The following is a 14,664-nucleotide window of genomic DNA, read 5'->3' as shown; positions in this document are numbered from 1 at the left end:
GCCTCCTAATGCCCACGCGTGACGATCTTCTTGGTGTAGCCGAGTGCGATATGCGCATCGATCAGGTACGGCCGCCCGGCATCCACGACGGCAAGCCCCCGTTCGATCGCAGCCATCAGGTCCTTGACATTCTTGACCGGGCCTTCAGCCTCGACCCCCTGTGCCCGGGCCATGCCGGCCAGATCGGGCGCCGGATCGTCGATCCGCTGCCCGATCCATCGGTTTTCCGGAGGACGCCCACGATCCTTGGCCATGGCGGCCTGGTGGATCTCGTCGTTGTAGTTGGAGCGGTTGTTGGCAACGATGAACAGCGCCGGAATCTGGTAGTGCGCGGCCGTCCAGAGCGCCGTCACCCCTTGCAGGAAATCGCCGTCGCCCATCACACCGACCACCGTGCGGTCGCTACCCAGCAGCGCCAGTGCGACGCCGACCGTCAATCCGGGGCCGGCGCCGATGCCGCCGCCGCCGTTGTGGCCCATGAAGTCGAGCGGCCCCCGGATCATGAAAGCACGCGTCGACCAGCCGATATTGTTGTTGGCGAGCGTGACCTTGCGGGTCTCGGCGATCTTCTTGACGGCCACCTCCAGGTCGAAGGGGATGATTTCCCGATCGCTGTTGGGCCCGAACTCGGCCGGCCCCGGATCGACGCGGGCGACATCCGTCCAGGTGGACATGTCCTTGCCCCGCTCCCGGAGATTATCGAGAAGCTGCGCAACAAAAGCATCGGGATTGGCGTCGACCGGGAAATCGGCCGGCGGCAGGCCGAAATAGCCCATGTCCCAGCCATTGTGCAGCGAGCGGTCCTGCGTGACATGCACGATCTTCGCCTCGAGCTGGTCGGACATGCGATTGACCTGCCGGAGCAGGCCGTTGAGATCGACCCAATCGAAGGAGATGATGAGATCGGCTGCCTCGACGATCGGCCTGGCGGCCGCGTCGAGCCAGGTGAGCGGCGGGGCGGCATGACGCGGATGATCCGTCGGGAAGACGGCCTTGCCGCGGGTCGATGTCATGACATAGGCGCCCGCCGCCTCCACCAGGGCCACCCGACGGTCCCAGTCGCCTTGATCGACAGAACCGCGGCCGAAAAGGAACAGGGGATTTCGGGACGCCCGGATGAGATCGGCAACGGCCGCGATATCGCGTTGCGGCGCGCAGGCGGCCGAGATCGGCTGATAGCGCGCTGCCGTCGGGATATGGAAGTTCTCCGGCGCGGGATGCTCCTGCAGGCCGGCATCGAGGCAGATATAAACCGGGCCCCGCGGGGTGGAGGCGGTGATCTGGTAGCCGCGCAGGAACGCCTCGACGATACCGTCGGCCGATCGCGGCTCGTCGTCCCATTTCACATAATTGCGCAGCAACCCGCCCTGGTCCTTGGAGGTGTGGATCCAGTCGATATAGGGCCGGCGCTTTTCCGGCTCGACGGGACCGGTCGCACCGACCACCATCATCGGCACGCGCCCGCCCCAGGCATTGAATATGCCCATCAGGCCATGCAACAGGCCGACATTGGAGTGGAGCACCGCGGCCATCGGCTTGTCGGTCACCTTGGCATAGCCATGCGCGATCGAAATGACGTGGTCCTCGTGCAGGCACAACAGCATCTGCGGCGCACGGTTGCCGAGATAGTTGACCAGACTGTCGTGGAAACCGCGATAGCTGGCGCCCGGATTGAGCGCGACATAGGGGATGTCGAGCCTACGCAGCATCTCGGCCGCTATGTCGCTCTGCCAATCGAGCGTCGAGGGCGTCTCCAGCCCGGCGGGGCGATCAAACTTGTCCATTATTTCTCCTCCCGATCGTCAGCAACGCCTGGAAATTCCGCGAAATAGAATTTCGAATTATTACTGTCCTTGAAATTCCGTTACGCGGAATTACTTATTTCAATATCCAATAAACTCGTGCAAGCTATACAAATACTTTAGATGCCGTCAAGAGCGCCAAAAATATAGCGAGGGCGACGGGAGGAACTGCACAGGGAGGAATGCATGCTGCAGCACAATCTCATGACGGGCACGCTCGACTATCTGCGCCGGCCCCTGGTGGCCAACATCAAGCCGGGCATGAACGTGCTCATCGTGACCGATACGGCGCATGATCCGAGGGTCTGGCAGGCCGTGATGAGCATCGTCAGCGAACTGGGCGCGGAGGGTACGCTGGCGCTGTTCGATCCGCGACCGGCCGATTATTACGACCCGCCCAGGACGGTCTGCGAGGCGATGCTGCATTCGGACCTCAACATCCTGCTGGCCTCGACCGGCATGCTGCATGCCCACGCCAACTCGGCGGCAATGGAGGCCGGCGTTCCGGTCCTCTGCATGGACGGCGGCATGACGCTGGAGATGTTCCAGTCCGGCGCGGTCACGGAAGACCAGAAGGAAATGGCGATCCGGCAATATTGGGTCGCCACCAACATCTTCGGCAAGGATGCCAGGCACTGCCGGGTGACGTCGAAACATGGCTGCGACTTCACTTACTCGGTCGAAAACCGCATTTTCATCCCCAACATGCCGGGCGACGACTTCGTGCCCTACAAAATCCAGAACGTCTCCAAGGTCCAGAACCGCAAGTCCAACATGCTGCGGTTCCTCTATCCCAACGGTGAATTCAACGTGCCTCCGGTGGAATACAGCGGCAGCGGCAAGCTGGTGATCGACCTGTGCATGCACCAGATCGGCCGGGTCTCCAGCCCGATCGAACTGACGGTCGAGAACGGGCGTATCGTGAAGATCGACGGCGGTGCGGACGCGCATTTCCTGCGCAACTATCTCGAACGATATGGCGACGAAAATGCCTATGTCTGCCCGGCGGAGGCATCGGTGGGCATCAATTCGAAGGCCGTGATCCGGGGCGTTCAACGCGAGGACAAGAACATCCTCGGCACCATGCATTTCGGACTCGGCACCAATGTCGACGTGGGCGGAACCCTGCTGTCCAACATTCACATGGATGGGGTCATCCTCGAGCCGACGCTCTATGTCGACGGCGACAAGCGGATCGAACACGGGCGTTTCCTGCGCCCGGTCGACGGGCCCATGGCTTAGAGCATTTCCGGTGAACTCCGGTTCACCGGAAATGCTCTAGATTCCTGTTTTGCCGCATTATCCGACACCGAAGCGACTTCGCTTCGGCTGGAAATGCTCTGGAACCGCAGCCGGGCGAAGTCGCCATGCGCCCGCCTATGGGCGCGTGGCCGCGTCCGCTTGCCTGTATTACGCAGCGCCGGTTGCAATAATAATCAAGCAATACCCGGCTTTCTCACAAATTTCCGACGAGCGGAATTCCCCCTTCAAGCAATTGCCAAGTTCTATTTTGCTTCCTACCGTTCCTTTATTGCCTCGTGGAGGAAGGCGAGGTCGATACCAGGAGGAAAGAATATGCTGAAACAGACCGCCATGCAGTGGCTGGTGCGCGGCACCGTCGCGCTCGCAGCCCTTGTTGCCACCCAGCCCGTTCTGGCGCAGGAGGATTTCTACGCCGGCAAAACCATCGAACTTGTCATAGGCTTCGCTCCCGGGGGCGGGAACGACCTTCTGTCCCGTGTGGTCTCAAGCCATCTTGGCGACCATATCCCCGGCAATCCGACGATCATACCGATCAACCTGCCCGGCGCCGGCGGGCTGGCGGCGGCCAATCAGCTCTACAATTCCTCCCCGAAGGACGGAACGGTGATCGGCATCGTCTCACAGGCCGTGCCGCTGCAGTCCAAGATGATCGACAATGTCGAATTCGAGATGTCGGGCTTCAACTTCATCGGCCGGGTCCAGCCGTCGACCAGCGTGACCATGGTCTGGCATACCAGCAAGGTCATGGACATCCAGCAGGCCATGAAGGACGAAGTGATCCTTTCGGCGACGAATGTCGGTTCGTCGATCTCGCTCTATCCCCGTGCAATGAACCAGTTCCTCGGCACCAAGTTCAAGCTCATCATGGGCTATGAAGGATCGGCCGCCGGGATGCTGGCAATGGAGCGCGGCGAGGCCGAAGGCCATTCCACCACCTTCGAGGCCCTTATGGCGGCCAATCCCACCTGGTTCAAGGAAGGAAAGATCCGCATCCTCGTGCAACACGCCCTCGAACGCGATCCCGTGCTGCCCGATATTCCCACCTCCGTCGAGCTGGCTTCGGACGAGAACCGGCCCGTCATGGAGCTGATCATGAGCTCGAACGACATCGGCAAATATTACTTCACCACTCCCGGCATTCCGACGGAGCGGCTGGAGATCCTGCGCCGCGCCTTCGACGCCATGGTCAAGGACCCGGCCTTCCTGAAGGACGCGGCGGCGATCGGCGCCACGGTCGATCCGATGTCCGGCGAGGACCTGCAGGCGTTGATCGCCCGCTTCGATACGATCGATCCCGCACTGCTCGACAAAGCCAGGGCCGTCTACGGCGAATAGGTTCGCGCGCCAGAGTTTGTCGGGGAAAAATGGGAACCGGTTTTCCCGAAGAGACAAACGAAAACAAAGAGGCCAAGAGCCTGTCTGGTTCAGAATGAACCTGACAGACTCTAATGGACAACCGAGAGAGTGCTCGATCGAGCACTCTTTTTTCGCCGCTCTGGCATGTCCCGTGCTCCGTGAGCCATATAGAGCGAACGATGCCGGAGAACGACCATGCGCCTTTGGGATTTTGCCCTCGACTACTATCGCCGGGACGGCGTTGCGGCGGCGTGCCTCGCCTTGCAGGATCAGGGCGATGTCGATGTCAACGTCCTGATCCACGCCATATGGCGGGCCGCGATACGGGGAGAAGCCATCGCGCAAGGCGATGTCGCCGACGCGGATGCAAGCGTGGCCGCCTGGCGCCAAAGCATCGTTCTCCCGCTGCGGGCTCTCCGCCGCCGACTGAAGACCGGACCGCCCCCCGCCCCCGGCGAGGTTACGGAAAAGCTGCGCGGCCGGATCAAGGCGGCCGAACTCGACGCGGAGCATATCGAGCTCGACACGCTCGAGGCGATGACGCCGGAAAGATCCTCCTCGGCCGATGCGTCCGACGCGCGTCAAAGCACCAGGACAGCCGTCCTGCATGTGCTGGAGCATTTCGCGCCCGGGCGCAGCGCCTCCTTGTCCCATGCTGTCGAGGCCCTCGTCGAAGCGATCTAAACGACGTCCTGCTTTCGAGGCGCGAGCTTGACGGCGCCACGGAACAGAAACTGTGCCAGCGCGACGACGAGGATCACACGAACGATATGGTGGCCGGAGACGAAGGCGACCTCGATGTCCATGGCAAGGGCGACAAGGCTCATCTCGTTGAGGCCGCCTGGCGAATAGGCGAGAAGGATCGCCTTCAGACCGTAGGGGGAGACAAGATCGAGCCCCAGGGCGAAAAGCAATGCCACGGCAAGCATGATCGTCACCGAACCGGCGCTGACCATCAGAATGGCACCGACGCGCTTCGGCGAGACGCCGGCGAAGCGGCACCCGATGAGCGTTCCGAGAACCACCTGCGCAACGATGATGACCTCCGCCGCCGGCTGGAAATCGGTGACGCCCGTCATGTGCACGGCGGCTGACACGAGCATCGGACCGAGAAGGTACTTTGCGGGTAGCTTCAGTATGCGACCGACGATCATGCCGACGATGATACAGCCGACCAGCAGCAGTTGGCTCGCCAAGGGCGTTTGGGTGATCGACGGACGCGTCGAACGCACGTCGGTCACGATCGACGCATCCGCGGTAAACGCGATGATCGCCGGCACCGCCGCCACGACGAACAGGATACGCGCCGAATGAACCAGCGCGATCGTTCTGCCGTCGCCGCCCTTTTCCTCACCGAGGAGCATCATCTCGACGACCCCGCCCGGCATTGCGGCGAAAAGCGCGGTCGGCAGATCCATGCCGGCAACCAGGCGGAAATACGGCGTGACCAACAGCGCACATACAAGCACGTAGCCGACAAGACCGAATAGCGTGGGTATCCATCCCGTGAGACCGGCGAGATGGTCCGGCGAGAAGCTCGCCCCTAACAGGACACCGACGATCGCCGTCATCACCGGCCGAACCTGCGCAACGGGCAGCACCGGAAGACGCAGCAGCGTCGCTATCGTGCAGGCGCACATCGCCCCCAGCATCCAGGCGAGCGGAAAGCGTATATAAGCGAAGATGGCCGCGCCGACCGTGCCGATCACGAGCGCCAGGGCAAAACGGGCCCATGTCGCCCTCTTCGAGAGCAATGTCATACGTCAGGTTCCGGTGGGTGAATCGGCCCGCTCGCGCGCCTGCGTCACCTGTCCCAGGACGGAGATCGCGAGCGACGCGGCATCCCGGGTGGGGCCGAACAACCCGACGGGGCCATGGATCGTGTCGATCAAGGCTTCGGCGATGCCCGCCAGCCGCAGGGCTTCGATCCGCATCTGATGGGTTCGCCGACTTCCGAGCGCGCCGACGAAGAACGGCTCGTGTTCGCGCAGGACCTGGCAAAGCAGGCCAAGCTCCCATTCATGATCGTGAAACAGAAACACCACGGCCGTATAGGGGTCGATCGCGAAATCGGGCCGGTCGGATGGCATCGACAGCCAGTGCGCCTTGGCGCCGTTGCGATATACGGCGTCCGCAGTCTCGCCGTCCGCGCAATAGGCGATCACCTCGAGGCCCGCCACCGCGGCGATACGCGCCGTCGTCTCCACTTCGAGCCCGCGACCGATCAGGACGAGGCGGGTCCTCGGCCGGTAGACGCGCTTAAAGACATCCTGCACCCAGCCCGTCGTATCGGCCGCGGTGAGCGTCTGGTCGAACATCAGCCTGCATTCTCCTGGCAGATAGCCGATCCGGAACGGCTCGCGGAACTCCATTGCCTCGATCGCCGCGCGCACGATCACGGGATCCGGGGCGACGTGGATATGGAGATCGATACCGCCGCCACAGGGCAGGCGCACATCGATGAGAGGCGAGCCCCAACCGATGCGCAACACCTGATCCCGCCTCGCTTCGATAGCCTTGAGGGCCTCGGCGGCGATGGCCGCCTCCACGCATCCTCCCGACACATAGCCGCAATATCGCCCGTCGGCGAGCACCGCCATATGCGTGCCCGTCCCCCGCGCCGATCCTCCGATGACATCGACGACGGTGACGAGCGCGCAGCCGAGGTCTTCCTGTTGTCCGGTCTCGATCAGTCGGAAGGCGGTAAGCGCGTCGTCGGGCTGGCTATCGGATACGCCGAGCGGGAATTCGACGCGCGCTGCCATCGTCGGAACGCGCCTTGGAAAGATGTGCATTGACGATCACCTCCTGCGGGGCACGGATCTATTCGAGATCACGCGCGGAATCCTCGGGACCCTTGCCGGGATGCTGCCGCGGCAAGGTGTCGTCCCCGTTGAGCTGCCAATCGCTGTCGGTGGCCCGTCGCGCCAGGGTTTCCCAGCGGTCCGTCCAGTCGCCCAGCGTATAGCCGTGCCACGGCGACGCCATCTTGATGGGCGGCAGGCCCAGTTCCTCCCAGATCGCCTTGGCGTTCTCCATGAATTCCTTTCCGGGCAAGGCGAGAGGCGGCAGCGGGCGCTTCTGGGTCGCGTCGATCAGCAGGCCGGAATCGGTGTTCGAAGGGCCGTATTGCGCGCCCTGCACGCCGCCTCTGTTGGGCGTGATCAACACGTCCTCCAAGGGCGTCGAACGATAGGCCATCGACCAGAGGATGGCGTCGACCGAATTGGGATCGATGTCTTCGCTGATTGCGATGACGATCTTGCCGACACTGCCCATCAGGGAGGACGCGGCATAGAGCCCGCGCCAGACTTCGCTGCGCGGCGTGCCGTAGGCATATTGCAGGAAGATGACCGGACGAAGATTGGTCAGCCGCTCGTGCAGCACGACCTTCCTGATGCCCTTGATCGACAATTGCCGGGACAGGTGATGCAGGAACAGGGGTTCGTAGGCGACCTTCTTGATGACACTCGATTCCGACGGGGTCACCTGGCTGATGATGGCGTTGAAGATCGCCTTCCGCCTGTGCGTGATGGCCGTTACGATCATCGGCATGTTGTAGCCTTCGAGCGCGACATAGCCGTTGCTCTCTCCGAACGGGGCTTCCGGCTCCAGGACAGAAGTATCGATATAGCCCTCGATGACGATCTCGGCCTCGGCGGGGACCTCGAGATCATTCGATATACACTTGACCGTGTCGATCGCCTGACCTGCGAGGCCGCCGGCGACGGAGAACTCGTCGACATCGACCGGAAGCTTTTGCGGGGAGGTGAATACGACCACGGGCGCCGCGCCGAGCGCGATGGCGATCGGCATGCGTTCTCCGCGCTCGCGGTATTTCAGCCAATGCAGCCATCCGCCGGCACCGCCGGGCTTTGCCGCCATGCGGATGACCATGCGGTCCGGAGCCTTCAGGGCCGCCCGGTACATGCCCGCATTCTGCACGCCGGTTTCCGGATCACGCGTGATGCACATGGTTGCCGTGAGATAGGGTGCGGAATCGAAGCCGGGCGTGGAAACCGGCACCGGCAGCGCCGCGACCCCGCCGTCCGGCCGGGTCAGCGCCTCGCCCTGGACGACGACCTCCTGGCATGGCGCTCCCGTTATCCGGTTCGGCGCAATCGGATTGGCGATGGCGTGGTTCCAGGCGTCGCCGATTTCCCCGACCGGACGGCCCATGCCCATGGCGTAGATGCGCGGCGAGGCCGCCAGCGCGCCGAGAAGCACCGGCATGTCGTATTTGCGGCCCTTGGAATCCACGACATTGGTGAACAGGAACGCCTTGCGGTCATCCTCTTCCATCCCGCCCAGGAACTGCCAGCGCACCAGCGGATGGAGTTCCGTGTCCTTGTTGATCGGGCGATCGATCCGCACCAGCAGGCCCGCGGCATCGAGCGCGTCGAGATGGTCGTTGAGATTGAGCGGCGGTGTTGTAGGGGCAGCCATGGTTCCTCCAGCGGGCGTGTTCGTTTCAGTCAAGCGATCGCTTCGGCAAAGGCACGCAGCATCGCGGCAATTTCGTTCGGCCGTTCGAGCGGGGACAGATGCCCCGCTCCGACGATTTCCTTGTAGTCGGCGCCCGCGATGCGTGCGGCGAGATCCTGCATGACCGCCGGCGCGACGCTCTTGTCGCCGGTCGCTGCGATCGCCAGCGCGGGCACGCGGATCGTGCCGAGGCCGGCGGCGTGGTCGAGGAAGGCCATCGCCTGCCAGCACCGCGAATGGACGACCGGGTCGTCTTCGAGAAGCCAGGCACGGACCTTCGCCACCATTGCCGGATCGGACCGTGTGACCTCCTCGGAAAACCAGCGTCCCATCGTCGTTTCGAGGATTGCCGGCATGCCGGCGCGCGCCGCCTGCGCGCGGGCGAGCACGGCTTTCCGGCCGGCCTCGTCGCGGTCGTGGCCGGCGCTGATCACCACCATGCCGCGGACGAGCTGCGGTGCGGCGATGGTTACCGCCTGGGCCAGCATGCCGCCGAGCGAACAGCCGCAGACCACGGCCGGAGGCGCGCCCACGGCCTCGATGAGGTCGATCACGTCCTGCGCCATATCCTCGAGGGTGAAATCCGTGGCCGGCACGTCGCTTCCGCCATGACCGCGCAGATCCGGGCTGATCACCCGAAAGCGATCCTCCAGCCCGTCGATCACCGGATCCCAGAAGGCACCGCGCAACCCGACGGGATGCAGCAGCACGATGGCCGGCCCGACGCCGCGCGCCTGATAGTGCAACCTCAGTTTGGACCGCGTGACGATCTGCATCGCTCAGCTCGCCCGCACGAGTGCGAGCAGGGCGCCGGCATAGTCCGAAGCGGCTTCCGGAGCCATGCCGGCGGCAAGGGTCTGGTATTTCTTGATGGTCGCGAGATTGCGGCGCGGGCGGGACGCCAGCTCATCGACGAAGGATCGCACCTCATCCTCGAATGCCTCCTGGGAAAGGACCGCGCTGGCGAGCCCGATATCCGCGGCGCGCGCCGCGGTGACCGTCTCTCCCGAATAGATGAGCCACGCAAGGGCCTTGGGCGAAAGATGCCGCATGACGGCGGTCATCGCCATGGTCGGGGGAATGCCATGGTGAATTTCGCTGAAGGCGAATTTCGCGTTACTCGCAGCCAGCGTGATGTCGCACGCCCCGGCAAGCGCGGCACCGAACCCCAGAGCGTCGCCATGAACCTTCGCGACGACCGGGACAGGCACCTGCCGGATCGCCGCATAGAGATCGAGCACCGCCGCCATGGATTGCTCGCGCGTCTCGTAGGCCGAGAGCGCGCCGGGCGTTTCACCGCGACCATCACGTCCAAGGCAGAAGGCCGGCCCGCGTGCAGCAAGAACCACCGCACGCAACTGATCCTGGCCGGCAAGTGCGTGCAGCTTCTGCGTCAGCAGGCGCATCATCTCACGGGTCAGTTTATTGCCTTCGTCCGGGCGGTTGAGATCGATCGTCGCGACGGCGCCGTCTCGCGAGTACTCTAGGACATAGTCGAACATGGATGTTTCCCCTGTGACGGAACGTGCCGGCATCGCCGGCACGTTCGCTTGGCCTACTGGTTCGGCCAGACGGCTTTGACGCGCGCGATCAATTCGGGCGTGGCGGATGCCACCTCGCTGACGACCTTCTGGAGTTCCTCGCCCGACATGGGTGAAATTTCGAGCCGCTGCTGAGTGAGTTCGTTGACGAAGTCCGGATCTTCGAGCATTGCATCGAACGCGCGGCGCAGGGCCTCGACGCGATCTGCCGGCACACCCGGGCCGGTGAGGACAGGCTTGCCGACCTCGACGCCCCCGAGGATCAGGCGTGTCGCGGCAAGCTCCTGCGGATCCTTGATCAGCTCGATTGCCGTCGGGACGTTCGACAGTTCCGGATGACGGGTCAGCCCGTACTGCACGAGGAAATTGACCTTGCCGTTGGTCATCCATTCGGGATGAGACGTCATGACGGCGGCAAGGCTCGTCGAGTGCCCGTCGACTTCGCCGCGCTCCATGGCCAGCATGGCCTCGGCAGAGCCCTCATACCCCATGATGAGCTTGAATTTCGTATCCGCCATGGTGTTCATCACCGAGGGATAGATCGCCACGGTCGAGCTCGCCCCCGTCGCCGCCAGGATGGTTTCGGTGGCGATAGCATCCTGGAAGGTCGCCACATTGGTCGAGGCGTTGACGAACGTGACATTGGTGTTCGACGCGACACGGCCGATCCAGTTGAATTCGGCCGACTTGAACTGGATGTTCTCCGAACCGAGCTGCTCGTCGAGCGGAATCGTCGAGGCGACCACGCCGAGGATGGAACCGTCCCGCGGCGCGATATTGGCGATGTGATTGGCGGCAAGCAGGCTGCCGCCGCCCGGCATGTTGACGGGAATGACCTGCGGATTGCCGGGGATGTGCTTGCCGATGTGATTGGCCACGGCGCGCGCATAGGCATCATTGCTGCCGCCCGGCGCGTAGCCGATGATCATCTCGAGGGTCTTGCCCTTGTAGAACTCCTCCACGGTCTGGGCGAAGGCCTCTTGCGGTGCGGCGGCCAGAAGAGCAAACGCTCCCGCCAGAAGAAGACGTCTCGTTCTCGAATACTTCATCATGTTTCCTCCCAAAGATGAAATGGATCAACTCACGTCGAGCATGCGGCCGGAATGGCCCATCATGTATGAAAGCTTGGCGGCATTGGCGCGGACGAGCTTGATGAGCTGCCGCTCCAGTTCGGGGGTCATGCGATGTTCGGGCGTGACGACCCCGAGGGCGCCGCAGACGACCCCCGTCGCATCGAAGACGGGAGCCGAGGTTCCGATGGCGTCGGGCGCGGCGCGCTGCCCGATACTGCGCGCATAGCCATGGCGCCGGATCGTGGCGAGTTCCGTCGCGAGCGCATCCTGACTTGGTATCGGCGCCTCGTTCAACGGAGACGGCCCGCCCTCGGACAGGACGCGGCGCAGCTCGCCCGGCTCCAGCCACGCCATCACCGCGCGGCCGAGCGATCCCCAGATCGGGGAAATGTTCATCAGGAGATCGAACTTGAAGCGCAGCGGATAGGCCGAATCCACCTTGTGGGCGAGAACGATGCGGCTGCGCGACGGTGTGACGATCGCCAGAAGGCAGGTCTCCTTGCTTTCCTCGGCCGTCCTGGCGACCACCGGCTTGGCGATATTGAGGAGGCTGTAACGCGTCTCGACGAGGGCCGCGATGCGGAAGAGTTCCGTTCCCACGCGATAGCGCCGCTTCGAGGCACGGTCGATCAGCCCCTGCTCGACAAGCGGCCCGAGAAGCCTGTGGGTCGAACTCGGCGCAAGCTTGAGGGCTTCGCTGATTTCGCTGATCGAGAGCACGCCCGGCCCCTCGGCAAAGATCTTGAGCACGGCGACCAGTCGTTCTGCATAGCTCGCCGAATTCATGGGGACGCTTCCCTCCGTCATGCGCCGCTCCTTGCCTTTGCTTCGTCGATCAACTGGATGATGCGCTGCGGCGACAACGGGGCCTCGGCGATATGGACACCGAGAGGCGTCAGCGCGTTGGCAACGGCATTGATGATCGCCGCGATGGTGGGAATCGTTCCCCCCTCGCCCGCACCCTTGACCCCGAGCGGATTGTTGGGGCTCGCGGTTTCCTGGTGGTGGATCTCGACCCGCGGGACGTCGGCTGCAAGCGGCAGCATGTATTCACCGAAATTGGTGGAAAGCGGCTGTGCCTGGTCATCATGCACCATGCGTTCGAAGAGCGCATTGCCGACGCCGTGGACGACCCCGCCGACGACCTGCCCGTCGACCACCATGGGATTGATCACCCGCCCGCAATCGTGGGACATCACGAGCCGGTTGATGCGAACGCGCCCCGTCTCGATATCGACCTCTACCTCTGCGACGCTCGTGCCATTGGCATAGGACGACTGCGTCGGTGTGAAATAGGCGGTGTTTTCCAAGCCGGGGGTCATACCGGGCGCGAGGGAGAAACCGGGCTTCCCGAGGGAATAGACGGAGATTTCCCGCAGCGTCTTGAAGCGATTGGAAGGTCCCTTCACCCGGGCGACGCCCTCGGTCAGTTCGATATCGTCGGGCGTGACGTCGAGCAGTTGCGCGGCGATCTCGCGCACCTTGGTCGCCACCGCCTTGCCCGCAAGATGCGCCGAGGAACCGGCATTGACGGCGGTTCTGGACGCGAAGGTGCCGATGCCGAACGAGATGGTCGAGGTATCCCCGGTCTCAACCGTGACGGCGTCGATCGAGACGCCGAAATGGTCGGCGACGATCTGCGCCAGCGTCGTCTTGTGCGCCTGGCCCTGCGGCGTGGCGCCGGTATAGGCGGTGATGTTGCCATTGGTGCCGATGCGTACCGTCACGCCCTCATAGGGGCCCAGCCCGGTGGCCTCGACGGCATTGCCGATGCCGATGCCGATGTAGCGGCCTTCCGCCAGCGCTGCCTTCTGGCGTTCGGCGAAGGCCTCGTAGTCCACGGCCTCGAGCGCCACGGCCTGGCATTTCGGATAGTCGCCGCTGTCATAGACGACAGGCCGGCCGTCGCGGAAAATGACGCCGACGTCGTAGGGCATCTGTTCGGGCGTGATGAAGTTGCGCCGGCGAACCTCGGCGGGATCGAGCCCAAGTTCCTTGGCGACGCGCTCCAGGAGCCGCTCCATGACGAAAACCGCCTGCGGGCGACCGGCGCCGCGCACCGGCGTGGTGGGCACCTTGTTGGTGATGACCGATATGAGCGTCATGTCATAGGCGGGCACGACATAGGGGCCGGGCACGGTTGCGACCGAAATCCACGGCAGGACTATCCCCCAGGGCGTATAGGCGCCGTTATCGTGCGTAAGCGTGCCGCGGACGCCGAGGATCCTGGCGTCCTCGTCGACCGCGATCTCCACGTCCCAGTACTGGTCGCGCTCCTGATGGGTGGCGACGAAATTCTCCCGGCGGTCCTCGATCCACTTGACCGGACGCCCGGTTGCCATGGAAGCCGCTGCAACCGCGCCGTACTCTACGTAATACGACCCCTTCGGGCCAAACCCGCCGCCGACATCCGGTGTGACGATGCGCAATTTCGAATCCTGGATATCGAAAAGCTCGTGGAAGGACCGCTTGATACGATGCACGCCCTGCGACGAGACGTAGACGAGCAGGTTTTCGCTGAATGGATCGTAGTGGGCGATTGCGCCGCGGCACTCCATGAAGAACGCGCCGCCCCGATGCTGGAAGATCGATTCCTTGAACACATGGGCCGCGCTCGCGAAGGCGCCCTCTATGTCCCCGGTCACGGAAGGCATGATCGCCGCGACATTGGAGTCCGCTCCCAGATGTGACCGGGGCGCGCCGTCCGCAAGGCCAGCCCTGCAATCGGCAACCACGCCAAGCGGCTCCAGGTCGAGCATGACCTGCGCCGCCGCATCCTCGGCAATGTAGCGGTTTTCCGCGACGACGATGGCAATGGCTTCGCCGACATAACAGACCTCGTCGCGCGCCAGGGTGTAGGGAAGCCGCGGATTGGTGAGCGATTCGACCGGCACGACCAGCGGCAGGCGGCGCTGCCTCAAGGTTTCGGGAAGCTCGTGGTAAGTGATGACGGCGATGACGCCGTCCATCGCACGCGCCGCGCTCGCGTCGATCGACTTGATCTTCGCGTGGGCCAGGGGGCTCCGCACGAACGCCGCGTGGGCCATGTTCGGCAGTTCGATATCATCGACATACCGCCCCTTGCCGGTCAGAAAAGCCGGATCTTCCTTGCGCTTTATGCTCTGTCCGAATGTGTGCATCCGC

12 protein-coding genes are annotated in these 14,664 nt (G+C 63.7%); 3 read left to right on the top strand and 9 right to left on the bottom strand.

The features are described from left to right. Positions 1-5 precede the first annotated feature (5 nt). A complete protein-coding gene (locus tag AB3G45_RS01725) occupies positions 6-1,784 on the bottom strand; it encodes a thiamine pyrophosphate-binding protein (RefSeq protein ID WP_367828921.1) in 1,779 nt (592 codons plus the stop codon). A gap of 204 nt (positions 1,785-1,988) precedes the next feature. Between AB3G45_RS01725 and AB3G45_RS01720 the strand changes: the two genes are divergently transcribed. From AB3G45_RS01720 to AB3G45_RS01710, 3 genes are all read left to right on the top strand, one after another. Further along, complete coding sequence (locus AB3G45_RS01720; protein ID WP_367828920.1) at positions 1,989-3,044, top strand: aminopeptidase; 1,056 nt, start codon at positions 1,989-1,991, stop codon at positions 3,042-3,044. 333 nt (positions 3,045-3,377) lie between these two features. Then, positions 3,378-4,400: a Bug family tripartite tricarboxylate transporter substrate binding protein gene (locus AB3G45_RS01715; RefSeq protein ID WP_367828919.1), complete on the top strand. Its 1,023-nt coding sequence runs from the start codon at positions 3,378-3,380 to the stop codon at positions 4,398-4,400. 216 nt (positions 4,401-4,616) lie between these two features. Further along, entirely contained in the window at positions 4,617-5,105 is a 489-nt protein-coding gene (locus AB3G45_RS01710) for a TIGR02444 family protein (RefSeq protein WP_367828918.1), read from the top strand. Here AB3G45_RS01710 and AB3G45_RS01705 read toward each other — a convergent pair. From AB3G45_RS01705 to AB3G45_RS01670, 8 genes are read right to left on the bottom strand one after another with little or no spacing between them, the layout of a single operon-like run. Next, positions 5,102-6,181 (bottom strand): AbrB family transcriptional regulator, encoded by a 1,080-nt coding sequence (locus tag AB3G45_RS01705; protein WP_367828917.1) that lies wholly within the window; start codon positions 6,179-6,181, stop codon positions 5,102-5,104. The genes AB3G45_RS01710 and AB3G45_RS01705 overlap by 4 nt on opposite strands. Before the next feature lie 3 nt (positions 6,182-6,184). Next, on the bottom strand, positions 6,185-7,186 hold the full coding sequence (locus tag AB3G45_RS01700; RefSeq protein WP_367828916.1) for an XdhC family protein: 1,002 nt from the start codon (positions 7,184-7,186) through the stop codon (positions 6,185-6,187). Positions 7,187-7,244: 58 nt separating this feature from the next. Continuing rightward, on the bottom strand, positions 7,245-8,867 hold the full coding sequence (locus AB3G45_RS01695; protein ID WP_367828915.1) for a UbiD family decarboxylase: 1,623 nt from the start codon (positions 8,865-8,867) through the stop codon (positions 7,245-7,247). A 29-nt stretch (positions 8,868-8,896) separates the two neighbouring features. After that, positions 8,897-9,682: an alpha/beta fold hydrolase gene (locus AB3G45_RS01690; protein ID WP_367828914.1), complete on the bottom strand. Its 786-nt coding sequence runs from the start codon at positions 9,680-9,682 to the stop codon at positions 8,897-8,899. 3 nt (positions 9,683-9,685) lie between these two features. Beyond that, on the bottom strand, positions 9,686-10,408 hold the full coding sequence (locus AB3G45_RS01685; RefSeq protein ID WP_367828913.1) for an enoyl-CoA hydratase/isomerase family protein: 723 nt from the start codon (positions 10,406-10,408) through the stop codon (positions 9,686-9,688). Positions 10,409-10,461: 53 nt separating this feature from the next. Further along, positions 10,462-11,499 (bottom strand): Bug family tripartite tricarboxylate transporter substrate binding protein, encoded by a 1,038-nt coding sequence (locus AB3G45_RS01680; protein WP_367828912.1) that lies wholly within the window; start codon positions 11,497-11,499, stop codon positions 10,462-10,464. A gap of 24 nt (positions 11,500-11,523) precedes the next feature. Beyond that, positions 11,524-12,327 (bottom strand): IclR family transcriptional regulator, encoded by an 804-nt coding sequence (locus AB3G45_RS01675; RefSeq protein WP_367828911.1) that lies wholly within the window; start codon positions 12,325-12,327, stop codon positions 11,524-11,526. Continuing rightward, a complete protein-coding gene (locus tag AB3G45_RS01670; protein ID WP_367828910.1) occupies positions 12,324-14,660 on the bottom strand; it encodes a molybdopterin cofactor-binding domain-containing protein in 2,337 nt (778 codons plus the stop codon). Before AB3G45_RS01670 ends, AB3G45_RS01675 begins: the two co-directional genes overlap by 4 nt. Positions 14,661-14,664 lie beyond the last annotated feature (4 nt).

Source organism: Shinella sp. S4-D37, from assembly GCF_040812195.1.
GTDB lineage: Bacteria > Pseudomonadota > Alphaproteobacteria > Rhizobiales > Rhizobiaceae > Shinella.
This window is presented reverse-complemented; position numbering and strand designations above follow the sequence as displayed.